At 67.9% G+C, this 23,907-nt stretch carries 21 protein-coding genes; 16 read left to right on the plus strand and 5 right to left on the minus strand.

Annotated features, from left to right (window positions below):
• Positions 1–2: 2 nt before the first annotated feature.
• Positions 3–1,799: a peptide ABC transporter substrate-binding protein gene (locus ACZ63D_RS12255; protein ID WP_465354335.1), complete on the minus strand. Its 1,797-nt coding sequence runs from the start codon at positions 1,797–1,799 to the stop codon at positions 3–5.
• A gap of 150 nt (positions 1,800–1,949) precedes the next feature.
• Between ACZ63D_RS12255 and ACZ63D_RS12260 the strand changes: the two genes are divergently transcribed.
• The 6 genes from ACZ63D_RS12260 (at position 1,950) to ACZ63D_RS12285 (ending at position 8,292) form a co-directional block, all read left to right on the plus strand.
• Entirely contained in the window at positions 1,950–3,095 is a 1,146-nt protein-coding gene (locus ACZ63D_RS12260; protein ID WP_465354336.1) for an ROK family protein, read from the plus strand.
• A complete protein-coding gene (locus ACZ63D_RS12265) occupies positions 3,092–4,546 on the plus strand; it encodes a M81 family metallopeptidase (protein WP_465354337.1) in 1,455 nt (484 codons plus the stop codon). Before ACZ63D_RS12260 ends, ACZ63D_RS12265 begins: the two co-directional genes overlap by 4 nt.
• A 107-nt stretch (positions 4,547–4,653) precedes the next feature.
• Positions 4,654–5,418, plus strand: a complete 765-nt coding sequence (locus ACZ63D_RS12270; RefSeq protein WP_465354338.1) for an ArsR/SmtB family transcription factor — start codon at positions 4,654–4,656, stop codon at positions 5,416–5,418.
• Between the two features lie 312 nt (positions 5,419–5,730).
• Complete coding sequence (gene rho / locus ACZ63D_RS12275) at positions 5,731–6,798, plus strand: transcription termination factor Rho (protein ID WP_465354339.1); 1,068 nt, start codon at positions 5,731–5,733, stop codon at positions 6,796–6,798.
• A gap of 1 nt (position 6,799) precedes the next feature.
• Positions 6,800–7,291: a GNAT family N-acetyltransferase gene (locus tag ACZ63D_RS12280; protein ID WP_465354340.1), complete on the plus strand. Its 492-nt coding sequence runs from the start codon at positions 6,800–6,802 to the stop codon at positions 7,289–7,291.
• Positions 7,292–7,383: 92 nt separating this feature from the next.
• Complete coding sequence (locus ACZ63D_RS12285; RefSeq protein ID WP_465354341.1) at positions 7,384–8,292, plus strand: class I SAM-dependent methyltransferase; 909 nt, start codon at positions 7,384–7,386, stop codon at positions 8,290–8,292.
• Here the strand turns inward: ACZ63D_RS12285 and ACZ63D_RS12290 are convergent.
• Complete coding sequence (locus ACZ63D_RS12290; protein ID WP_465354342.1) at positions 8,189–9,574, minus strand: APC family permease; 1,386 nt, start codon at positions 9,572–9,574, stop codon at positions 8,189–8,191. The two genes, ACZ63D_RS12285 and ACZ63D_RS12290, sit on opposite strands and share 104 nt — an antisense overlap.
• Positions 9,575–9,762: 188 nt before the next feature.
• Between ACZ63D_RS12290 and ACZ63D_RS12295 the strand changes: the two genes are divergently transcribed.
• From ACZ63D_RS12295 to ACZ63D_RS12305, 3 genes are all read left to right on the plus strand, one after another.
• Positions 9,763–10,248, plus strand: a complete 486-nt coding sequence (locus ACZ63D_RS12295) for an Lrp/AsnC family transcriptional regulator (RefSeq protein WP_465354343.1) — start codon at positions 9,763–9,765, stop codon at positions 10,246–10,248.
• Positions 10,249–10,416: 168 nt separating this feature from the next.
• Entirely contained in the window at positions 10,417–11,805 is a 1,389-nt protein-coding gene (locus ACZ63D_RS12300) for an aspartate aminotransferase family protein (RefSeq protein WP_465354344.1), read from the plus strand.
• Between the two features lie 66 nt (positions 11,806–11,871).
• A complete protein-coding gene (locus ACZ63D_RS12305; protein WP_009082327.1) occupies positions 11,872–12,279 on the plus strand; it encodes a hypothetical protein in 408 nt (135 codons plus the stop codon).
• 61 nt (positions 12,280–12,340) lie between these two features.
• On the opposite strand, the gene ACZ63D_RS12310 is transcribed toward ACZ63D_RS12305, so the two are convergent.
• Together ACZ63D_RS12310 and ACZ63D_RS12315 are read right to left on the minus strand one after the other, a co-directional pair.
• Positions 12,341–13,825, minus strand: a complete 1,485-nt coding sequence (locus ACZ63D_RS12310; protein ID WP_465354345.1) for an alpha/beta hydrolase — start codon at positions 13,823–13,825, stop codon at positions 12,341–12,343.
• Positions 13,826–13,905: 80 nt separating this feature from the next.
• Positions 13,906–14,721 carry a class I SAM-dependent methyltransferase gene (locus ACZ63D_RS12315; protein ID WP_465354346.1) on the minus strand — a complete coding sequence of 272 codons (816 nt, stop codon included), beginning with the start codon at positions 14,719–14,721 and terminating at the stop codon, positions 13,906–13,908.
• A 55-nt stretch (positions 14,722–14,776) separates the two neighbouring features.
• On the opposite strand from ACZ63D_RS12315, the gene ACZ63D_RS12320 reads away from it, so the two are divergent.
• The 5 genes from ACZ63D_RS12320 to ACZ63D_RS12340 all read left to right on the plus strand — a co-directional run bounded on the left by ACZ63D_RS12320 (position 14,777) and on the right by ACZ63D_RS12340 (position 17,964).
• Positions 14,777–15,232: a MarR family winged helix-turn-helix transcriptional regulator gene (locus ACZ63D_RS12320; RefSeq protein ID WP_465354347.1), complete on the plus strand. Its 456-nt coding sequence runs from the start codon at positions 14,777–14,779 to the stop codon at positions 15,230–15,232.
• An 84-nt stretch (positions 15,233–15,316) separates the two neighbouring features.
• Entirely contained in the window at positions 15,317–16,516 is a 1,200-nt protein-coding gene (locus ACZ63D_RS12325; RefSeq protein ID WP_465354348.1) for an FAD-dependent monooxygenase, read from the plus strand.
• 29 nt (positions 16,517–16,545) lie between these two features.
• A complete protein-coding gene (locus ACZ63D_RS12330; protein WP_465354349.1) occupies positions 16,546–16,944 on the plus strand; it encodes a MerR family transcriptional regulator in 399 nt (132 codons plus the stop codon).
• A complete protein-coding gene (trxA, locus tag ACZ63D_RS12335) occupies positions 16,941–17,249 on the plus strand; it encodes a thioredoxin (protein WP_465354350.1) in 309 nt (102 codons plus the stop codon). Before ACZ63D_RS12330 ends, trxA begins: the two co-directional genes overlap by 4 nt.
• An 82-nt stretch (positions 17,250–17,331) precedes the next feature.
• Positions 17,332–17,964 carry a DUF998 domain-containing protein gene (locus ACZ63D_RS12340; RefSeq protein ID WP_465354351.1) on the plus strand — a complete coding sequence of 211 codons (633 nt, stop codon included), beginning with the start codon at positions 17,332–17,334 and terminating at the stop codon, positions 17,962–17,964.
• Here the strand turns inward: ACZ63D_RS12340 and ACZ63D_RS12345 are convergent.
• Positions 17,946–19,076 carry an MAB_1171c family putative transporter gene (locus ACZ63D_RS12345; RefSeq protein ID WP_465354352.1) on the minus strand — a complete coding sequence of 377 codons (1,131 nt, stop codon included), beginning with the start codon at positions 19,074–19,076 and terminating at the stop codon, positions 17,946–17,948. The genes ACZ63D_RS12340 and ACZ63D_RS12345 overlap by 19 nt on opposite strands.
• Positions 19,077–19,329: 253 nt before the next feature.
• On the opposite strand from ACZ63D_RS12345, the gene ACZ63D_RS12350 reads away from it, so the two are divergent.
• Positions 19,330–20,271, plus strand: coding sequence for an NAD-dependent epimerase/dehydratase family protein (locus ACZ63D_RS12350; RefSeq protein ID WP_465354353.1), 942 nt, complete (start codon positions 19,330–19,332; stop codon positions 20,269–20,271).
• A 106-nt stretch (positions 20,272–20,377) separates the two neighbouring features.
• Positions 20,378–23,791 (plus strand): aminotransferase class I/II-fold pyridoxal phosphate-dependent enzyme, encoded by a 3,414-nt coding sequence (locus ACZ63D_RS12355; RefSeq protein ID WP_465354354.1) that lies wholly within the window; start codon positions 20,378–20,380, stop codon positions 23,789–23,791.
• The last annotated feature ends 116 nt before the right edge of the window (positions 23,792–23,907 follow it).

Below are 23,907 nucleotides of genomic sequence, written 5' to 3' on the forward strand. Positions count from 1 at the left end.
CCTCACCTCGTCCAGAACCAGCGTTGCGGAAGCAGACCGGCCATCGGGTCCTGGGTCACGCCGTGCAGCGCGGTGTCGATCGCCGACACCTGATACGGCGGATTCGGCAGCCACAGCACCGGAAGCTGCTCGGCCAGATAGGCGCTGTACTCGAGCATCGCCCGGTCGTCCGACGCCAGGTTCGTGGCCGCGATCAGCTTGTCCGCCTTCGGATCGCTGTAGCCGCCGAAGTTCGTGCCCGCGCCGGTCGCGAACAGGTCCTCGCCGCTCGGGTTCGCCGGGAAGTACCAACTGCCCTGCGTGCCGAAGTAGGACAGCTGCCAGCTGCACGAAGGTTCCTCCGGTTTGCACGTGGTTCCGTTGGCCAGCACCGTGTTCAGCGGCTGGGCGTTGATCTTCATCTCGATGCCGGCCTTCGACAGCTGCGAGCGCAGTTCCTGCATCGTGCCGTCGGTTTCGTCGGAACCGGACTCGGTCAGCATGGTCAGCGACAACCGGGTGCCTTCGGCGATGCCCTCGCCGCATAGTTTGGCGTCCGCGCACAGGAGAACGCCGTCGGAGCCGGGTTTCCAGCCGTGGTCGGCGAGCAACTGCCGCGATTTGTTGAGGTCGAACGGGTACGGATTGGTCTTCTGCTTGGGCGACAGGTACTTCGTGTCGTTGTCCTGCGGGACCGGGCCGTAGCCGACGCGGGCGGCGCCGCGCCAGATCACCGACGTGATGGCGTCCTGGTCGACCGCATGCTGGATCGCCTGCCGCACGTACAGCTGGGAAAACACCTTGCCCAGCTTCGGATTGTTGAAGTTGTACGGCGAATACGTGATGGACCAGCCGTTCCACGGTTCGACCCGGTAGCCCTGCTCCTCCAGCTTCGGGCGCTGGCCGAGGTTCGACGTCGGCAGGTAGCCGTAGTCGACGCCGCCGGCGCGCAGCACGTTGTACTCCGCCGACGAACTGGTGAAGGTCAGGAACCGGACGGTGTCGAGCTTCGCCGGGTCCGGCCCGGTGTACTTCGGGTTCTTCCGCAGCGTCACCTCGCCGGACGTGGTGAAGCCGGCCAGCGTGAACGGGCCGTTCACGACCTTCCACAGTGGATTCGTCGCGTAGCTGCCGAGCTGTTTCGCCTGGCCGACCAGGAAATCGAAGACCTGCTTCGCGCCGTCCGGGGTGCGGTCGTGGTCGCCGACCGGGCCTGCGGCACTGGTCCGGTCCCACGCGTGCGGCATGGGGATGATCAGGCTGAGCTGGTTCGCGGTGAACCAGTCGGGGTTGTACGCCTTGTCCAGCGTCAACGTGAACGTGCGGTCGTCCACGGCGTGGAAGCCGGTGATGCTGTCCGGGATCAGGCCCTTCGAGTACTTGCCCCAGTTGTCCTTGCCCGCGCGGGCGAGGTTGAGCCAGAACTCGACGTCCCGGCTGGTCAGCGGCTCGCCGGTGGCCCAGGTCAGCGGCTTGAGCGTGATTGTCACGGTCTTGCCGTCGGGGGAGTAGCGCGGCACGTTCGCCGCACTCGCGGCGTCGTCGAGCGTGACCGAGCCGGAACTGCCGTCGTAGCTGTACAGCGGCACGTACATGGTGGACCGGATCATGGCGTTGTACGACCCGCCGTAGCCGGGGATCGAAAACGGCATGATCCAGTTCGGCGTCGCCGAGGGCGGCATCGCGAACCGCACGGTGCCGCCGGTTTTCGGGGTGCCGGAACCGCCGCCGTGCGGTTCCCGGCTCGCCGCGCAGCCGGACAACGCCAGCGCGGCGGCGAGCGTGACCCCGAGCGCGGCGCGCCACGGGCGTCGAGCCATTCGCATCACTTCCAACAACTCTGATGAAAGACCACCGCCAGGCACTATGCCGTGTCCTGGCTGTCGGGTAATCTCGCACGAGAGACGGGAAATGCCAAGAGGCTTGTCGAACGGTTTAGTTACATCAGGATTGATGAAAGAGGTGACGCGGTGGATCCGGCCGGACCGCTGCGGCTGTTGTGGCTGGTCGCGCACGGCCACGCGAGGTCGCGCATGGACCTGGCGCGCACGCTCGGGCTGCCGCAATCGACGGTGTCGGTGCGCACGCAGGCGCTGATGTCCGCCGGGGTGCTGAACGAGTCCGGCGAGGGCCGGTCCGCGGGCGGGCGGCGGCCGAAGCTGCTGTCGGTCAACGCGGAGTTCGGCCACGTCTGGGCCGCCGACGTCGGCTCGCGGCACGTGCGGATCGGCGCGCTCGACATCGCGGGCAACCTGCTGCAGGTGCACGAACGACCGCTGGACATCAGCCAGGAACCGCGCGAACTGGTCGCCGGGCTCGCGGCCGCGGTGCGCGATGTGATGGCGGGCGCGCAGTGCCCGGGCCAGGCGCTCGGCCTCGGCGTCGCGTTCCCGGGTCCGGTGGACGTCGGCGCGGGCACCATCACGCTGCCGTCGCGGATGCCCGGCTGGCGCGGTTTCCCGGTGCGGGAGGCGCTGGCGGAGCACTTCGAGCTGCCGGTGGTCGTGGACAACGACGCGAACATGCTGGCCTCGGGCGAATCCGTCTCCGGCGCGCCCGGCCGGACGTTGCTGGTGGTGAAAGCCGGTACCGGCATCGGGTCGGGCATCGTGCTGGGCGGCGAGCTTTACCGCGGCCGGGCCGGGGTCGCGGGCGACATCAGCCATGTCCGCGTGCCCGCCGCCGAGGATCAGCCGTGCACCTGCGGGAATCGCGGCTGTCTGGAAGTGGTGGCCAGCGGTGCCGCGCTCGTCGGACAGTTGCGGGCGCAGGGATTGAAGCTGGAAACCACTGCCCAGGTGATGGCCACGGCCGAGGACGGCCATCCCGAAGCGACCACGGCCGTCCGGCGTGCGGGGCTGCGTCTCGGCGAAGTGCTGGCCACGGTGGTCAACTTCAGCAACCCGGACGAGGTGCTGCTCGGCGGCGCGCTGTCCGGCTCGGAAGCGTTCGTCGCGGCGGTGCGCGGTGCGCTGTACGAACGGTGTCTTCCTTTGGCTACCAGGGAACTGCGGATCGACCGGGTGCGGTTCGGTGCGGACGCGGGACTCTACGGCGCGGGCGCGCTCGCGCTGGACGCGGTGTTCGAACAAGCGATCAAACGGAGTGGACGATGAAGAAGCTGCGGGTCGGGATTACCGGAATCGCCATCGAATCGAGTACCTTCTCGCCGCATCGGTCCACTGTGGACGACTTTCGCGTACTGCGCGGCGACGATCTGCTGGCCCGCTACGACTTTCTCGGCGCGGACTGGGCCGCCGAGGTGGAATGGGTTCCGCTGGTCGACGCCCGGTCGCTTCCCGGCGGCGCGGTCACCGAAGAGGCTTACGCCGAGCTGTCCGGGGAAATCCTGGACCGGCTGCGTTCGGCGGGCGAGCTGGACGGGCTGTTCTTCGACATCCACGGTGCGATGAGCGTCGTCGGCCGGTCCGATGTGGAGGCTGCGCTCGCGCAGGAGATCCGGTCCATTGTCGGCCCGGATGTCCTGGTGTCGGCGTCGATGGACTTGCACGGCAACGTTTCGCGCGAACTCGTCACCGCGCTGGACCTGATCACCTGCTACCGGATGGCTCCGCACGAGGACGCGTGGGAGACCCGCGAGCGGGCCGCGCGGAATCTGGTTTCGCGGCTGCGCTCCGGCGGTCGGCCGAAGAAGGCTTGGGTGCAGGTTCCGGTGCTGCTGCCGGGGGAGAAGACCAGCACCCGGCTCGAACCGGCGAAGAGCATTTACGCGGCGGTGGATACCGTTGAGGCACTGGACGGAGTCCTGGACGCGGCGATCTGGGTCGGCTACGCGTGGGCGGACGAACCACGCTGCCAAGCCGCGGTGGTGGTGATGGGCGACGACGTTTCGGTGATCTCCAAGGAAGCCCAGCGGCTCGCACAGTCCTATTGGGACGCTCGGCACGACTTCGCGTTCGTCGCCCCGACCGGCACCTTGCCGGAATGCCTCGCGCAAGCGGCCGCTTCGGAAGCGCGCCCGTTCTTTATCAGCGATTCCGGCGACAACCCGACCGCGGGCGGGGCCGGGGACACGTCGTGGAGCTTGGATGTCCTGCTGAACACTCCGGCCATTGTGGACTCAGAGCTGACCACTTTGTACGCGGCCATTGTGGACCCGGAAGCCGTCGCGGCGGCGGTCGAAGCCGGTGTCGGCGCGACGATTTCGGTGCAGCTGGGCGGAAAAGTCGACTCCGGTCCGCACGGCCCGGTCGCGCTCACCGCGCAGGTGGCCGCGATCGACACCGACGACCCGGTCGCCGGAACCGCGGTGGCGCTGGCTGTCGGCGGTCTGCGAGTGATCGTGACCGCGCGCCGCAAGCCGTATCACCTCGAATCCGACTTCCACGCGCTCGGCCTGCGCCCGCGCGAGGCGGATGTGGTGATCGTGAAGATCGGCTACCTCGAACCGGAGCTGTACGACATGGCCGCGGACTGGCTGCTGGCCCTCACGCCCGGCGGCGTCGACCAGGACCTGCTCCGGCTGGGCCACTCCGGCATCGTCCGGCCGATGTTCCCCTTCGACGCCGACATGGCGGCACCCTCGCTCGAACCCGAGGTCTTCTGAGCACTATCCGTAGTCAGCGCCGGGGCGATCAGTAACTCGCCTTGGCGCTGACTTATGTTCACCTCGGCATACTTGACAGGCAGGCATTTACCTGCCTTACTGTCAGTGTGCAACCCGACCTGGACAAAGTGTTCAAGGCGCTGGCGGATCCGACCCGCCGGTACCTGCTCGACCAGCTGCGCGAGGACAACGGGCAGACGCTGGGCGAGCTGTGCCGCCGGCTGGAGATGACGCGGCAGTCCGCGACCCAGCACCTGTCCGTGCTGGAGGCGGCGAATCTGGTGACCAGCGTGCGCCGCGGCCGGGAAAAGCTGCACTACCTGAATCCGGTGCCGCTGCACGAGATGCAGGAGCGGTGGGTGGACCGGTTCGAGCAGCCGCGGCTGCGGATGCTCAGTGCCGTCAAACGTCGAGCAGAGGAAGCCATGAAGCCGAGTTTTGTGTACGTGACCTACATTCAGAGCACGCCGGAAAAGGTGTGGCACGCGCTCACCGACCCCGAGTTGACCGGGCAGTATTGGGGACATCGCAACGAATCCGACTGGCAGAAGGGTTCACGGTGGGCGCACGTGCGCAACGACGGGTCCGGCATCGCCGACGTCGAGGGCGAGGTCATCGAAGTGGACCCGCCGAAGCGCCTGGTCACCACCTGGTACGACCCGAACGGTCCGAAGGACCAGGAACCGTCCCGCGCGACCTTCGACATCGAACAGCACGAGGGCATCGTTCGGCTGACCGTGACGCACGAGGACCTGCCAGACGAGAAGGCGCACCAGGACGTGTCCGGCGGCTGGGCGGCGGTGCTGTCGAATTTGAAGTCGCTGCTGGAGACCGGGCACGTGTTGCCACAGGCTCCGTGGGAGATGCCGTGACCGTCGCGAGCCGCCGGGAATAGACCCGCGGCCAGGATTGTTGGGGCCTTGTGAGGGCCGGTTTCCGCCGGGTGAACCCTCATGAGGCCCCTTTCGCGTGCAGTGCCAGTTGTGCGGCCGGATCCGATGCGCTACTCTCACCGCATACCCCAGGAAGTCGGCCCCGCCGCCCCGGGGTTTCCGCCCCCTCCGTCAGCGTGCGTTCACGCGACGAGGTTCGGCGACTTTCCCGAAGTCGGTCACCCGACCCGCTTCGCATCTCTCGCGGTCCGCGTTCTCGCGTCGACTGTCACCGCTCAAGGAGCCACAACCATGACACAGCAAGGAATCCTCGACATCCACGGCAAAACCGCCGCACTGGGGTACGCCCCCGGCGGCCCGTCCGTGCCGCTCTCGCTGATCCGCACGCACGGCCTGCGCCGCGGCGACGAACTCGTCCTCGACAACGGCGAACTCGTCTCCGTCAACGGCCGCCCGCCCGGAGAAAAGCGTCCCGATTTCGACAAACTCACCCCCATTCACCCGAACCAGCGACTGGTCCTCGAAACCAGCAGGCATCAGCTCACCACGCGCGTCCTCGATTTGGTGGCACCGCTCGGCAAGGGCCAGCGCGCCCTGATCGTCGCGCCGCCGCGCACCGGAAAAACCACTGTGCTGCAAGCGATCGCGCAAGCCGTGGCGGTCAACCACCCGGAGGCGCACCTGATGGTGCTGCTCGCCGACGAGCGTCCCGAAGAAGTGACCGACATGACCCGCTCGGTGCACGGCGAGGTCGTCGCGTCCACTTTCGACCGCAAGCCCGCCGAACACACCGCGGTCGCCGAATTGGCTCTGGAACGCGCGAAACGCCTCGTCGAAACCGGCCGCGACGTCGTGCTGCTGCTCGATTCGCTGACCCGCCTCGGCCGCGCGTACAACCTGGCGGCCCGCACCTCCGGCCGCGTCCTGTCCGGCGGCGTCGACGCCAGTGCGCTGCACCCGATGAAGAAAATCCTCGGCGCGGCAAGGAACATCGAAGACGGCGGCTCGCTCACCATCATCGCCACGGCGCTGGTAGGCACCGGTTCGCTGGCGGACACGGTGTTCTTCGAGGAACTGAAAAGCACCGGAAACTCGGAACTCCGCCTGGACCGGATGCTCGCCGACCACCGGGTGTTCCCCGCGGTGGACTTCTTCGGCTCCGGCACCCGCCGCGACGAACTGATCGTCCCGCCGCGAGAACTCGCCGTGATGAACGAGGTCCGCCGCGCACTGTCCACTCAGGACCCGAAGCGGGCCGCGGAACAGTTCCTGGAACAGGTCCGCACGACAAAGTCGAACGCGGAATTCATCGCGCGGGTAAGCGCTTCACTGGCCGTCCCGTCCACAGCGGCCGCCTGAGGTGGAGACTGAACGCCTCCGGCTGTCTCCGATCGGCCCGCATTGTGCCGATGAACTGTACCGGTTGCACCAGGACCCCGGCATCGCCCGCTGGTACGGCGACTGGACCCGCGCTGACGCGGAAGCCCGCGCCGCGGAGATCGGCAGAAGCTGGCATCGCGACGGCGTCGGCAAATGGCTGGCCTACCACCGGAATTCCGGAGAACTTGTCGGCCGCGGTGGACTGTCCTATCAGGACGTTTCTGGCGCGCGACGACTGGAGATCGGCTGGGCGATTCGCGAGGTGTACTGGGGAAACGGCTATGCCACCGAAATCGGCCTCGCTGGCCTGGCCCGCGCCCGAGAACTCGGGGCGACCGAAGTCGTCGCCTTCACCGAGGTGCACAACGTTCGCTCCCGTGCGGTGATGGAACGCCTCGGCTTCACCTACCGCCACGACTTCCCGCATCGCGGCGAACCCTTCACCCTCTACACGATCTCCCTGGGCAATTAACCCCCGCCGTTGCCGAAGCGGAATCGCTCAGCTCTTTCGAAAAATTCCTTATTGTGCTATAATCGCACAATGGTGGGTTAAAGTCCGATCTCATGACCCCCAGCCGCACCGCTCTCCTTTCCGCCGCAGCACGGGCCGCGCATCTGCTCGTTGACGAGCGTCCGCCCATTTTCGCCGACCCGCTCGCGAAAACCCTCCTGGGAGACCGCGCCGAAGAACTGCTCGGCTACCACCTGTCCTACGGCAGCCACCCCGCCCTGGCCGGTGCCCGCACGACAGCCGTCACTCGCAGCCGCTACACCGAGAACCGGTTGGCGGAACTGGGCGTCGACCAATACGTGATCCTCGGCGCGGGCCTGGACTCCTACGCCTACCGCGGAGCCGACCACATCCGCGTGTTCGAAGTGGACACCCCAGGCACGCAGCACTGGAAGCGAAAACTTCTGGCCGACAACGGCATCCCCACACCCAAGACAGTCGAATTCGTCGCCGTGGACTTCGAGAAAGAACAACCACTGACCGATCTCCTCGGGCAAGCCGGATTCGACCCCACCCGCCCCGCGCTGGTCAGCTGGCTAGGCGTCACGATGTACCTCACCGAGGAAGCGATCAGCCACACTCTCCACGCGATCAGCAGTTTCGCTCCAGGAACGGAACTCGTCGTCGAACATCTCCTCCCCGTCGAATTCCGCGACGAGGCCGGGCAGACCTACGCGGAGCTGGTCATGGCCGCAGCGGCCGAAAACGGCGAGCCCTGGCGAACCTTTCTCAGCACAGAGCAGATGGCCGCGCTCCTGCGCGACCACCTGCTCGAGCCGATCGAACACGTCCGGCAACGCGAAACGCTCGCCGAATGGGACCGCGGCGACGCACTGCGCCCGACCGAGCTGTCCGTACTCACCCGGGCCCGGGTGAGGGCACCGTCACCAGCCACCGATCCGGCCGGCACCGCAAATACCCCCACCAGTACCCAGCTGAAACCACCAGCACCCCAGCGGTAATCGCCAGGTCCAGCAAGCTCTGTGACACCAGCACATAACCCAGCACCAGCACCACGACACCCGGCACCACCGGCCACCCCGGCATCCGCCACACGTGCGGACGCCGGTGTGCCGGTCGCCGCGCCCACAGCACGCTCACCGAAATCGCCAAGTACAGCGCCACCACGGCCACCCCGGTCACGCCGCTCAGTGTCTCCACCGGCACGAAACACAACACCGCTTCCGAAACGCCCACCACGAGCGTCGCCACCCACGGCGCACCGAACCGCGGGCTCACCACGCTCAACGCGCGATTCACCGGCTCCGGCCACGCGTGATCCCGGCCCGACGCATACAGCACGCGCGAATTCTGGATCACCATCACGATCACCGCGTTCACGATCGCCGCCGCGATGCACAGGCTCACGATCGTGCCGAAGGTCGAACTGCTCCAGCCCACCACGAGGGCGGTCAGGTCGAGGTTCTGCAGGGTCGCGAGGTCTGGCACGCCGAGCGTGATCGCGATGACCGGCACGAGAATCACGACCGCGCTGATGCCGAGCGTCCACAACACCGTCCGCGAGACCGTTTTGTGCGGCTCCCGCATTTCCTCGGCCAGATACACCGCGGTCGAGAACCCCTGCACCACGAACAACGCCACGGCCAGCCCGGCGATCACCGAGACCAGCGCAATCGGATGCACCCCGTCCATGCTGGGCCGCACGAGCACCGCGGCAGGCCGGTCGCTGTGCGCGAAGCCGAGCACGGACACCACGACGATCGCCACGATCTCGATCACCAGGAAAATCCCGGTCAGCCACGCGTTCGAGCGCAGGTTCACCAGGCCCATCCCGGTGGACGCCAGCATCACCAGCGCACCCGCTACCGACGGGTCGACGTGCACGATGACCGCGAGGTAGTCGGCCACTCCGATCGCGATGATCGGCGGCACCACCAGGATCACGATGAACGACAGCATGAAGGTGATCCATCCGGCGAACCGGCTGACCACGGTCGACACCATGGCGTACTCGCCGCCCGAGCTCGGCACCAGCGTGCCGAGCTCGGAATAGCAGAACGCGATGCCCACGCACAGCAGCACGGCGAGCCCGATGGCCAGCGCGGTGCCGGTGCCGAGCGAGCCGAACAACGGCGGGACGAGCACGAACAACGACGACGCCGGGGTCACGCAGCTCAGCGTCAGCAGGGTTCCGCCGCCGACGCCGATGGATCTGGTCAGCGAGCGTGGCGCGGGCGAACCGGCGGCAGTGTCGGTCTGGACGGGGACCGGATGAGGCGGCATGGGGATCCCTCCGTCGGCGGCGCTGGAATTCGACGGATGGAACAGGACGGGTTTGCCGTTGTCAACGCCGGAAAGACGACGAAATCCGTTGTCGATCACCCCGGCCGACGGGTCATCTGGACACTCAGAGCGATGATCTGCCACGGCCCCGGTTGCCCGGGCGGCCGGTGACCCGAGATGATCCGGGGATGCAGAGCCAGGACCCGAACCGGCCCGCGCCGCCGGTGGTCGACGACATTTCGAAGCAGATCATCTCCCAGTTGCAAGAGGACGGACGACGGCCGTACGCCACGATCGGCAAGGCGGTCGGACTGTCCGAGGCGGCGGTCCGCCAGCGGGTGCAGCGACTGTCCGATTCGGGCGTGATCCAGATCGTCGCGGTGTCGGATCCCTTGCAGGTCGGGCTTTTGCGCCAGGCGATGGTCGCGATCACGGTCGACGGCCCGCTCGATCCGGTCGCCGACGCACTGGCCGAAATGGACGAGATCGACTACGTCGTGCTCTGCGCCGGCCGCTTCGACGTGCTGTGCGAGGTGCTCTGCGCCGACGACGACGCGCTGCTCGACGTGATCTCCAACCGCATCCGGACGCTGCCCGGGGTGCGCACCGCGGAGACGCTCGTGTACCTCAAGCTGCGGAAACAGTCGTACCAGTGGGGCATGCACCGCGGGTGACGACGAAATCCGAAGGTCTGTCTCGATGAGAATGGTGAAATTAGTCGTTGTGGGTGGCAGTGGCGACTGATCCGCTTGCCAACCAGCGTCGGCTCGTGCGATAACCGAGAAGTCCGGCCGGTGCGCCTCGGTGCGTGCCGGCAGCTTCGAGGCCCGTTTCGAGGAGCCATGACCACGACCGCCGAACCCGCCGGGATCACCCCCGGCTCGGGCACCGCCGCACGCGACAACCTCTGGCTGCACTTCACGCGCCACAGCCGCGCCGACACCGCCGACATCCCGGTGATCGTGCGCGGCGAGGGCGCCTACATCTGGGACGACACCGGGAAGCGCTACCTCGACGGGCTCGCCGGGCTGTTCGCGGTGCAGGTCGGCCACGGCCGCGAGGAACTGGCCGAAGCCGCTGCGCGGCAAACGAAACAGCTCGCGTACTTCCCGCTTTGGGGCCACGCCCATCCGCCCGCACTCGAACTCGCTGAACGTCTGGCTGCTGCGTCGCCGGGCGATCTCAACCGCGTGTTCTTCACCGTCAGCGGCGGCGAGTCCGTCGAAACGGCGTGGAAACTCGCCAAGCAGTACTTCAAGCTGACCGGGAAACCCACTAAGCACAAGGTGATCAGCCGCGCGCTGGCGTATCACGGCACGTCGCAGGGCGCGCTGTCGATCACCGGAATTCCCGGGGCGAAGGCCGATTTCGAGCCGCTCGTGCCGAGTACTCTGCGCGTGCCGAACACGAACTTCTACCGCGCGCCCGAGCACGCCGACGATTACGAGGCCTACGGCCGATGGGCCGCTGATCAAATCGAGCAGGCCATCGAATTCGAGGGTGCCGACACGGTCGCCGCGGTATTCCTCGAACCCGTGCAAAACACCGGTGGCTGCTTTGTCCCGCCGCCGGGTTATTTCGAGCGGGTTCGCGAGATTTGCGACAAACACGACGTGCTGCTGGTCTCCGACGAAGTGATCTGCGCCTTCGGCCGGGTCGGCTACGATTTCGCGGCCAAGCGATACGGCTACCAGCCGGACATCATCACCACCGCCAAGGGCCTGACCTCGGGTTACGCGCCGCTCGGCGCGGTGCTCGCGAGCGAGGCGCTGATGGAGCCGTTCGCCGGCGGCGAGGCGACCTTCATGCACGGCTCGACCTACGGCGGACACCCGGTTTCATGCGCGGTCGCGCTGGCTAACCTCGATCTCATCGAGCGCGAGAACCTTTACGGCCATGTGCTGGAAAAGGAAACCGCCTTCCGGGCGACCCTCGACCGGCTGACCGATCTGCCGATCGTCGGCGACGTGCGCGGCACCGGATTCTTCTACGGCATCGAACTCGTCAAGGACAAAGCGACCAAGGAGACCTTCACCGCCGAGGAATCGGAACGCGTTTTGCGCGGTTATCTCTCGAACGCACTGTTCGAGGGAGGTCTCTACTGCCGTGCCGACGACCGCGCCGAGCCGGTGGTCCAGCTGTCGCCGCCGTTGATCTGCGACCAGCCGCAGTTCGACGAGATGGAGCAAATTCTGCGCCAGGCGCTCACCGGAGCGTGGAAGTTGCTCTGACGCCCGCTGTCGCGCGGGTTGTCCCGCTACGCTGATCTTCGTTGCCTACCAACGGGAGGAAAGCGCGTGGCGCAGTGGAATGACCTGGTCGCCTACATCAGGCAGACCTACCGGGTGATCCGGGACGACCCGGGCGAAATCCGGATCCGGGTCCTGTTCGGCGACGACGCGGAGACGACGGGGCGGGCGCAGGTCGTGGTGATCGCCCGGGAGATTTTCGACCAGCGCGAGGACTGGGTGCAGATCGCCACCCCGTTCGCCCGCGTGGACGAGGTGGATCTGCTGACCGTGCTGACCGAGGTAGGCCAGACGCTGGTGGTCGGCGGGCTCGTGGTGATGGGCGAGCACCTCGTGCTGCGGCACTCGCTGCCGCTGCTCAACCTCGACCTCAACGAGTTCACCGATCCGCTCGAACTCGTCGCCGGTTCGGCCGAGCTGCTGGAACAGCAGTTCACCGGGCGTGACGACTACTGAGCCGCGCCACCACCCGAAAAAGCGGGGCACTGAGCCGATCAGTGCCCCGCTTTTCGTTGTCTCAGTACAGTTGCGTACTCGGCGCTCGCACACCGTCCATCCTGGACTGAACCTCCGGCTCGACCGCCGGGCAATGCTTGCCGCGGCCTGGGCTGGTTCCGTCGATCAGGAAGGCGTCCGCGGCGTCGATGACGCACTGGCTTTTCTTGAAGTACGCGCCATGCCCCCAGCCCTCGTAGGTGAGCAGCGGAGCACCGGACTGCTGCGACGCGCGCACCGCCCAGCTGTACGGCGTAGCCGGGTCATACCGGCTGTTCAGCATCAGCATCGGCACTCCAGGCCGGACCGACAGCGGGTGCTGCGGGTTGCGCACCGGGCTCGGCCAGCCCGCGCAGCCGGCCGCCGCACTCCAGCCCAGCGGCGAGAAGTGCAGGTCCGGCGACACCCGGGAGAGCGCGCGGCGGTAGCTGTCGAGCTGGGGGAAGCTGGTGATCGGCAGCCGCCAGTCGGAGCAGAAGACGCTATTGAACGGGTTCGGGATGGGGAGGTCGTCCTTCGCGAACGATGACTCGGCGGGTTTCCCGTCGCGCAGGTCGACCAGGCTCTTCGCGAGCTTGCCCCAGGTGGGGCCGTAGAAGTTCTGCGAGACGAGCCCGACGAACGCCATCGGGTCGAGCCGGTCGTCCGGGGTGCCGAGCTCGCCGCGTTCGGCGCGGGCGTACAGGTCCGCCACCACCGCGCTGACGTCCTGGCCGTGCAGCGCGCACGAGGCCGTCCGGTCGCACCAGTCGGTGAACTGCTCGAACAACTCTTGCGTGGCCTGGGTTTCCGTCTTCAAGAACTCCCAGGTGCTGCGGATCGAGTGGTCCATGTTGCTGTCGAGCACGAGCGCGCGCACCCGGTCCGGGTACGCCTCGGCGTACTGCTGGCCCATCAGCGTGCCGTAGGAAACGCCGTAGTAAGTGAGCTTCTGGTCGCCGAGCGCGGCGCGGATCGCGTCCATGTCGCGCACGACGCTGCGAGTGTCGGAGCGGCTGGCGAGCGGCCCGGTGATCCGGTCGCAGCTGCGCCCGAGCGCGCGGTTGTAGGAGAGCAACTGCTGGAATTCGCCGGAATCCTTCGGCAGCACCGGGTTTTTCGCGGTGAGTTCGTCGAGCCCGCACTTGATCGCGGTGCTTTCCCCGACCCCGCGCGGATCGAACCCGACCGTGTCGAACCGCGCGGCGACCTTCGGCGACAGCGACCAGCCGTTCTGCACCTCGCCCGCTCCCGCGCCGCCCGGCCCGCCGGGATCCATCAGCACCGAACCGATCCGGTGCGCGGGATCGGTGGCCTTGCGCCGCGCGAGCGCGAGCTGAATCGTGCCGTCGCCGGGATGGTCCCAGTCGAGCGGCACGGTGAGCTTGCCGCATTCGGCTCCCTGCCCGGTAGGACAAGGTTTCCAGTCGATCGCCGCGGGTGCGGCGCTCGCCGGTGCCGCGGTGAACAACGCCGTCGCCGCGGTGACCGCGGTGCTGGCGACGGCCAGTTTCCTGCCCAGACCCAATGTCCTGCCCCTTCGGCGTGAACTGGTGACGTCCGAGCCCTCGATCTTGCCAGAAGGTGACCGGTGCCACTAGGGCGGGTTTAGTGTCCTTTGTGGACGGTTTGGGTGCTGGCGAGGTGGACGTGGAAGACCAGCGGGATCAGCCCGTCCGGCCCGGCCAGCGCCGGTGCTTCGGCGAAGAAAGCGGTTTTCAGCGCCTGGCAAGCGGGTTCGCCGAGCGGGAAGAGGTTGTAGACGGCCGAGACGAAATCCCAGACCTGCTCGAGCGAACCGCTGAAGTCGATCTCCTCGGTGCGCCACTGAACGGGAGCGAACCCGGCCGGGACGAGGATTTCGTCCAGCCCCGCCCGAGTTTGAGTGCGCTTGTCGCCGAGCGGGGGCATGCGCTGCTCAGGCGGCACGTCGGCGAGGATTTCCCGCAACAGCTTGCCGAACAGCGCACGCGCCTCGCCGCCGTCCTCCCCGCCGCTGAGGACGAGCGCCAGCTGCCCGCCCGGCCGCAGCACGCGCGCCAGTTCCGAAGCCACCTGGTCGATTTCGGACATCAGCATGAACGCCATGTGCGACACGCAGGAATCGAACGCGCAGTCCGCGAACGGCAGTTGCTCCGCCCGGCCCTCCACCACCGTCGCCGAACGCTGCCGGGCGAGGGCCAGATCCGCGCTCGACACGTCGACCCCGATCGCCTGATGTCCCGCCGCACCAAGGAGGTCGAGCAGGAATCCGTCGCCGCAAGCCAGGTCGAGTACGCGCCCCGCGGCGGCGATCTCGTCCCGGAGAAGCTCGTAACTCGACCGTCCGTCGGCGCACCGTCCGCCGCCGAAAGCGCGCGAGGTAACCGCCGGATGGCTCGCGTGGAAGGCACGAAAGAAGGTTTCTTGCGCGGACCTGGTCACTCTCCCAACTTACGCACCGACGCGAAATCCCGCCCGCTCTTTGTAGAATCGCCGGATGGCGGACGTGGTGCCCGATCGGCGCGAGGCCGAGGTCTGGTGTTCCTACCAGCGCGTGCAGCGGGCGCTCGGCAGCGCGCTCGACCGGCAGCTGGAGCGCGACGCCGGGATCTCCGGCGCCGATTACGCCCTCCTCGTCCCGCTCGTGAACGAACCGGACGGCGTGCTGCGAATGCGAGAACTCGGCGTGGCCGTCGAATGGGACCGCAGCCGGTTGTCGCATCACGTGAGCCGGATGTGCAAGCGCGGCCTGGTGGTGCGGGAGAACTGCACCGAGGACGCGCGCGGGGCGAACGTCCGGCTCACCGACGCCGGGCGGGCGGCGGTCGCGGCGGCGCAGCGCCAGCACGGCGAACTCGTCCGCCGGTATTTCTTCGACCAGGTCAGCGGACCCGAGCTGGAGCTGCTCGGCCGCGTTTTCTCCCGGATGCTGACCCGGCTGGCGCAGGACTGACCGAGTCCGTCAGCGCTCCGTGCGGGCGCGGTAAGCGGTGCGCCGCAGTCTTGCCGCATCGCCTACCGATCCAGGGGAGCAGAGATGACCAGCAAGACCGTTCTCGTGTCCGGCGCCAGCGTGGCGGGCCCGTCCGCCGCCTACTGGCTGCACCGTTATGGCTATTCGGTGACCGTCGTCGAGGCCGCGCCGCACCTCCGCCCGGGAGGGCAGGCCGTCGACTTCCGCGGCGAGCAGGTGAAGCTCGTCGAAGCGATGGGCCTGCTCGACGAGCTGCGGGAACACGAGACCGCGCTGCGCGAGCAGGTGCAGCTCGACCCGGCCGGACAGCCCGCCTTCACCTTGCCGAGCGGGTTCACCAACGGCGAGCTGGAAGTCCTGCGCGGCGACCTCGCCCGGGTCCTGTACGACCGTACGAAGGACTACACCGAGTACGTCTTCGGCGATCGCGTCACCTCGCTGACCGAGACCTCCGACGGAGTCGACGTCACTTTCCGCCACGGCGCCCCGCGCCGGTTCGATCTGGTCGTCGGCGCGGACGGCGTCCACTCCGGCGTGCGCACGGCCGCGTTCGGGCCGGAGGCGAAGTTCCGCACCGAGCTCGGTTACCACGTCGCCGGGTTCACCGCGCCCAACCATCTCCGCCTCGACCACGCCGGTCTGCTCTACAACGAACCCGGTCTCGGCGCGATCGTCACCAGCCACCGTGATCCGGCGACCGTCACCGTCGGCCTCACCTTCCGCGGCGACCCGGACGGCTACGGCCGCCCCGACCTGGCCCGGCAGAAGGACATCATCACCGACGTCTTCGCCGGTGCCGGATGGGAGCTTCCGCAACTGTTGACCGCGGTCGCCGACGCGCCTGACCTGTACTTCGACACCGTCGGCCAGATCAAGCTCGACAGCTGGTCTCGCGGACGGGTCGTGCTGCTCGGCGACGCCGCCTGGTGCGCCGGGCCGGGCGGATCCGGCACCGGCCTCGCGATGATGGGAGCGCAGATCTTGGCCGGGGAACTCGCCGCGGACGGCGGCGACCACGTGACCGCGTTCGCTCGCTACGAGCAACGGCTGCGCAAACCCGCCCGCGTGGGCCAGCGCAACGGTGCCGGTTCGGGCGATTTCCTGGTCCCGGCCACCGCCGAAAAGCTGCGCAAGCGCAACCGGATGTACCGCTCGCTGTCCAGCCCGATCGGCCGCCGCGTCTTCGAGTACATGGGCAGCCGCGCGGCGAACGCGGTCAAATTCCGTGAGTACCCGCAGCCTCGCGCGCACGCCTTGCCTTGACGCTGGCGTCAAGGTTTAGCTTCGCTGTCATGCGGATCGGCGAACTTGCCCAGCGGACCGGGACCACCACGCGGGCCCTGCGCTTCTACGAGGCACAGGGCCTGCTCCCCGCGGCGCGAGCGGCGAACGGTTATCGCGAGTACGACGAGGACCATCTGCGGCTGGTCAAGGAAATCCAAACCCTGCGCACGGTCGGGTTCAGCCTCGACGACACCCGTCCGTTCGTCGACTGCCTCCGCACCGGCCACGAGGCGGGCGACGCGTGCCCGGCCTCGGTCGAGGTGTACCGCCGGAAGCTGGAGGAGGTCGAGGCCTGCATGCGCGACCTCGCCGCGGTCCGTTCCGCCCTGCTCGACAAGCTCGCCGCCGCCACCGCGCGCCCGGCCGAACCGTGCGCCGCCCTTTCCGAACTCGAGGAGTCCCGATGACCACCGACGCCACCTTCGCCGCCGATGTTCTGGAGCACGACCAGCCCGTCCTGGTCGACTTCACCGCCGACTGGTGCCCGCCGTGCCGGATGATCGCGCCGGTGCTCGCCGAGATCTCCGCGGAACGGCCCGGCCTCACCGTGCGCGAACTCAACACCGACGAGAATCCCGAAACCATGCGCACTTACCAGGTGATGGCGCTGCCGACGCTGATGCTGTTCCGCGACGGCGCCCCGGTGGCGTCGTTCGTCGGCGCCCGGCCGAAGGCGAAACTGCTCGCCGAACTGGACAACCTGCTGGGCTGAAACGGTGGCCTTCGCCGTTTGCCCGGTGGGCGGGTGACGGAGCAGGTACAAAGAGTGCACGACTTTTCGGGAAGGCCGTGCCATGACCGCTTTCGTGCGCTCTTACCTGTTCCTTCGCCGCGCCATCGGGGTGCTCGGGATCCTGCTGCCGATCGTCGTGATCGTCGGCAAGGAACTGCTCGAAGGCGGCGGCTTGCTCGGCTCGCTCAGCGGCTATTACTACAGCGATCTCCGGAACGTCTTCGTCGGCACGCTGTGCGCGATCGGCGTCTTCCTGATCGCTTATCGCGGTTACGGCCGAGTCGACGACATCGCGGCCAACGTCGCGGCGGTGGCCGGCATCGGGGTCGCGCTGTTTCCGACTCAGCCGGTCTCGCCGACCCCCACCGAGCACGCGATCGGCGTCGCGCACCTGGTCTTCGCCGCGATTTTCTTCCTCACCCTCGCGTTCTTCTGCCTTTTCCTGTTCACCAAGGACGACGGCGCGCCGACCAAGCGCAAACGTTCGCGCAATGTCGTTTACCGGGTCTGCGGCATCGTGATGCTCGCGTGCCTGGCGCTGATCGTGGTCAACGGCCTGTTTTTCAGCGCCGCCACCGCGGCTTTGCATCCGACGCTCTGGCTGGAGTCGCTCGCGGTGTTCGCGTTCGGTTTCGCCTGGCTGACCAAGGGCCAGACATTGCTGGCCGACCAGCCTCAGCCGAGCTTGGCGTAGGCCTCCGAGACCTGGGTGAGCCAGGCGACCTCGGCGGCGAACGTCTTCGCGTCGTGGTCGTCGAACGCGCCGTTGTCCTGGCTTTCCGCCGGGGCGACGCCGGACGTCTTCGCCTCCAGCGCCTGGCGGATCTTGCGGGCCTCGGCCATCGCCTGATCGCCGTCCGGGGCGTCGGCGCGATCCATGTACGGCCGCAGCGCGCGCCAGCCGTCACGGATTTCGATCACCCGCCGGTGCAGCCGGTAGTGCAGATCCGACCAGCGCCGGTCGGTGTCGCCCGCGGCAGGCGGTTCGAGCGCGATGCCCGGCGAGGATTCGTACAGCGAATGCCACAACGGATAAAGCGCGCGATAAGACCGGTAATTGCGCTGCCATCGCGCGACCGACGAGACGTGCTCGCCCCACGACGGCATGGTCAGCCCGAACGACACGATCACGATGCCCAGCGCGCTGAACACCGACGGCGTGATCGCCCACGCGCCGAGATGCCAGCCGAGCGCCGGGCTCACGATGTTCACCGCGCGGGTGGCGCAGTAGCAGAACAGCACCACCGCGCCGACCGCGAGCGTGCGCAGCGTCCGGCGCAGCCACACCCTCGACGTGCTCCGGGCGTACGGCAGGCATTGCAGGTAGATCGTCACGCACGGCACGGCCTGCGAAATGATGAACAGCAGCAGGTACGTGAGGATGACCGGATCGCTGCTGCCCACCGCGAAGGCGGTGCCCGGAGTGCCCGGTTTGTTGCCGATGAAGAACAGCACGGTCAGCACGACGAACAGCACCGCGCCGGAAACGATCCACGCCCGGATCCTGGTGCGGATCTCCGCAGGCGGATTCGCCCACAGCATGAGCAGCAGTTGCGCGCTGATGCAGTAGGCGACCGCGGCCAGGTGCAAGATCAAGATCGCCAGGTTGGGGATCCCGAACAGCGAGCCGATGCTGAGCGAGAGCGCGCCGAGGGTGAAGGTGACGCACTGCAGGATCAGCGTCGTCATCAGCACGATGTAGGCCGGGTCGCGCCACGAGCGGCGCATCGAGAAAAGCTTGTACAGCAGGGCCGCGTACGAAGAGACCGCCGACAGCGAGAATAAGATGATCTTGAGAGTGTTCACTCGCGCCCCCGGAACGCCTTCAGTGCCCGGCGGGCGGAACGGTGTGCGCGGCACTCTTGGCGGAATCGTTCACGATCGGCGACCATACACCACCGCAAGTGCCGGAACTAGGGCCGGAAAACTGGTTCTGGCCTGGGCGAATTCCGGATGGATTCCCGGTGCGGCCGCCGTGGCCGGCCGCCCGTGCGGTGAATGGCGGATGGCCGGGTCGTGAACTGCCGGAACGGGCCGCACTCGTCGCTAGGGTGTCGCCATGGGTTTTCAGGTGGTGATCGGGTACGGACCGGCGGGTGCGGCCACTGCCGCGCTGCTGGCCGGGCAGGGCGAACGGGTCCGGGTGATCGGCCGTTCGTCCCGGGAGAACGAGCCGGGGCTTGAGCACGTCGCGCTCGACGCCGCCGACCAGGCCGCGCTCGTCGAGGCGACCAGGGGCGCGACAGCGATCTACAGCTGCGCGAGTCCGCCTTATCATCGGTGGGCGACCGATTGGCCGCCGCTGCAGGCCTCGATCTGCGCCGCGGCCGAGGCCAATGGCGCGCTGCTGGTGTCGCTGGGGAATTTGTACGGTTATGGACCGGTCGACGGTCCGCTCACCGAGAATCTGCCGCTCGCGGCCACCGGAACCAAGGGCCGGATCCGGGCATTGCTCTCCGAACAACTGCACGCATTGCACGACGAGGGCCGCATTCGCGCGGTCGAGGTGCGCGCTTCTGATTTCTTCGGTCCCGGAGTGACCGAAGGCGGGCATCTCGCCGCCCGGGTCGTGCCGAACGTGCTGCGGGGACGGAAGGTCCAGGTGCTCGGCGATCCGGACGCGCCGCACAGCTGGACCTACATTCCGGATGTCGCGCGCACGCTGGTCGCGGCCGCCCGGGAAGAAAAGGCGTGGGGCAAGACGTGGCACGTGCCGACTGGTCCGCCGAGGTCCGCTCGGGTGATGGTGGCGCTGTTGTGCGAAGCCGCCGGAGTGCCGCCAGTGCCTGTGCAACGCCTTTCCCCGATGTTACTCAGAGCGGCCGGGCTCGTTTCGCCGATGGTGCGCGAGCTGGCGGAGGTCCGCTACCAGTTCGACCGCCCGTACGTGCTCGATTCCCGTGCCGCACAGGAGTTTTTCGGTATCGCGCCGACCGCGGAAAAAGATCAAATCGCCGCCACCGTGGCCTGGTGGCGTGATCGACCGGCTACCGTGGGTTGATATTCTGTGCATTCCTCCGCATGATGCCCAATACTCTTGAAAAACCGGGTAGGAACGGGCAATCTCGGTGTCGACTGGGTGGGAATCGGCACGAGGAAGTCATGCCATGGGGTCTGCGGGATCTGGGTGGGAAGAATCCGAAAATAGCCAGGACATCGCCGTTGTCGGAATGGGATGCCGTTTTCCGGGGGCGCGCAACGTCAACGAGTACTGGGATCTGCTGAGCGAGCCCAAACCGCAGTTTCGGCGAGTGCTGGATTCGCGGTGGCGGCGCGAGGCGTTCTACCGCGACGATTTCCGGGACAGCACCGCGGTCTACTCCGACCGCATGGCGCTGCTGGAGGACGTCGGGGACTTCGACGCCGGGCACTACAAGATCCCGCCGCGGCGGGCCAAATCGCTCGACCCGCAGCACCGGCTGCTGGTCGACCTGACCCGCGAAGCGCTGCAGGACGCGGGATGGGAAGCCGAGGGCTTCGACCGCGACGACACGTCGGTGATCATGTCGCTCAGCGACAGCGGTTACCGCGACATGAGCACGCTGCACCTGCGGCTGAAACAGCTGATCGGCGGCGAGTTCGGCCGGGCGGGGGATCCGGCGATGGCGGAGGCGGCGTCCGCGGTCAGCGGCCTGCACGCCACCGCGATGGCCGGGCTGCTGCTGAACATGGGGCCGAGCTCGATCAGCAACGTCTTCGACCTGCACGGCGAGAGCTACGCGCTCGATTCGGCCTGCTCCGGCGGGCTGACCGCGGTGGCGAACGCGGTCTTCGCGCTGCGGGCGGGCCGCTGCCGGATCGCCGTCGCCGGCGGCGCGCAGCTGGTGCTGACCCCGGACCTGTTCGTGGGGCTGTGCCGGATCGGCGCGATCTCGCGCACCGGCGAATGCCGTCCGTTCGACCGCCGGGCCGACGGATTCGTGCTCGGCGAGGGGGCCGGTGTCCTGGTGCTGCGCCCGCTCGCGGACGCCCGCGCGGCGGGAGACCGGGTGTACGCAGTGATCCGCGGCGTCGGGCTGTCCAACGACGGCACGGTCAAGGGCGGCATGATGCCGCAGGAATCCGGCCAACTGCTGGCGTTGCGGCGGGCTTACCGGGACGCGGGCGTCGATCCGGCCTCGGTCGGTTTCCTGGAAGCGCACGGCACCGCGACCGCGGTCGGCGACGACGTGGAAATCAGCGCGCTGACCGAACTGCGCGGCGGCGCGGAAAACCCGGCGTATCTCGGTGCGGCGAAGTCGGTGGTCGGGCATTCCCTTGGCACGGCGGGAATCGCCGGATTGATCAAGTCCATTTTGTCCGTCCACAAGGGACAAATTCTGCCGCAGCCGGATTTCGAACCCGCGGATCATCTGCCGCTGCGGGACGCCGGGCTCCAGGTAGCCGGTCAGCTCACGCCGTGGGAGAGCGACGGTCCGCGCCGGGCCGGGGTGAGCGCGTTCGGCTTCGGCGGCTCGAACGTGCACGTGGTCCTCGAGGAAGCCGCGCAGGAAACGCCGCCCGCCGAGACGCCGCGGTTGCTGCTGCTGACCGCGCGGGACCGGGCCGGGCTGGCTCGGCATGCCCGCGAGGTGGCCGAGACGCTCTGCCGCGAGAATCCGCCGCTGGCCGCCGTCGCGGGCACACTCGCCCGCCGGACGCTCTTCCCGGAGCGGCTCGCGGTGGCCGCGGCCGACGTCGCCGACGCGATTTCCAAACTCGTCACCGCGTCGGTCGCGCTCGAATCCGGGCAAGGCGGCGAGCTGGTTCCGGGCGTATTCGCCGGTGTCGTGTCACCGGGAGACGAGCCGGTCGAGGACGGCCCGCCCGCCAAGCTGGCCCCGCGTGCGGTGACCGGTGCCGGGCTGCGACCGGTGGCGGACGGCCTGCCGCTCTGCACCCTTCCGCCGAGTCCGCTCAGTCCGCGCCGGCATTGGGTGGTCGACGACGCGAAGCTCGCCAAAGCGCAGACGTTGGAGCCGCTAGGTGCTGCTCCGGCGGTGGTCGAGGAGGTGCAGGAGTCGACGTCCGCGCGGGATGTGCTGGCGGTCGTGCTGGAAGAAGTCGCGCGGACGACGGCGTTTCCGGTCAGCGAGCTGTATGCCGGGCAGTTGCTCGTGGACGATCTCGGGTTCGACTCGCTGATGCTCACCGAGCTGGAGGGCCGGTTGCGCAAGCGGTTCCCGGGCTTGCCGCTGGAGGTCGAGCAGTCGGGTGCGCTGACGGTGGGGGCGGTGGCCGGGATGCTCGCTCCCGCGACGGCTTCGGCGTCTGCCGCTGTTCCCGTTCCGGTCGCTCCGGCTCCGGCCGCTCCGGTCCCGTCGTGGGATCCGGCGAGCGCGGCGATCGAGGAGTTCCCGGAGGCGGCGGCGATCGAGGCGCGGCTGAAAGAGTTCGACGATCTCGGGGTGCCGAATCCGTACTTCCGCAAGCATCAAGGGCGGATGGACGCTACGACTTCGGTGTCCGGGCGGGAGTATTTGTCCTTCTCCAGCTACAACTATCTCGGGCTGGCCGGGCATCCGGCGGTGACCGCGGCGGTGCACGAGGCTGTCGAGCGGTACGGAACTTCGGTGTCCGGCAGCCGATTGCTTGCCGGGGATCGGGATCTGTCGCGCGATTTGGAGACGGAGCTCGCCGCGTTCCTCGGGGTCGAGGACAGTCTGGTGCTGGTGAGCGGGCACGCCACGAATGTCGGAGCGATCGGTCATCTGGTGGGACCAGGTGACCTGATCGTGCACGATTCGCTGGCGCACGACAGCATTCTGCAAGGATGTGCGCTGTCCGGCGCTACGCGGCAGCCGTTTCCACACAACGACACCGCGCGGCTGGAGGATGTGCTGCGCCGGTCTCGGTCCCGGTTTCGGCGGGTGCTGATCGTGGTCGAGGGCGTGTACAGCATGGACGGTGACGTCGCGGATTTGCCAGCGCTGATTGAGCTTAAGCGGCGCTATGGGGCGTTGCTGATGGTTGACGAGGCGCACAGCATCGGGACGATGGGGCCGCGGGGGGCTGGGGTGGGGGACCACTTCGCGGTGGATCGCTCCGGGGTTGATGTGTGGATGGGGACGCTGTCGAAGTCGCTCGCCGGGTGCGGAGGGTATCTGGCCGGGTCGGCTCGGGTGGTGCGGTGGTTGCGGTATTCGCTGCCGGGGTTCGTTTACAGCGTGGGGATTACTCCGGCCAACGCGGCGGCTTCCCTTGCCGCGTTGCGGGTTTTGCGGGAGGAACCGGAGAGATTGGTGCGGTTGCGGGAGAATTCCCGGTTGTTCCTGGAGATGGCTACCGAGGTCGGGGTGCCGACTGGGTCCGCTGGGGATACGCCGATCGTGCCTTGTGTGGTGGGGAGTTCCGCGGTGGCGTTGAGGCTGGCTACGGCGTTGTATGAGCGGGGGGTGGTGGTGGATCCGATTCTGTATCCGGCGGTGGAGGAGGAGCTGGCTCGGTTGAGGTTCTTCATCACCAGCGAGCACCGGGCGGATCAGTTGCGGTACGCGGTGGGGGTTTTGGGGGCGGAGTTGGGGCGGTTGGGGGAGGGGTGATCGGCTCGTCGCCCCTGGGGGGCGACATTGCGGGGTCTTCGTGCGTGGGGCACCCCGAAGCCCGAGTGTGCTGACGGTTCGGGGGTGGTTGCCAAGGCGGGAAAGATGCCTTGACA

Source organism: Amycolatopsis sp. NPDC104775 (assembly GCF_055583325.1).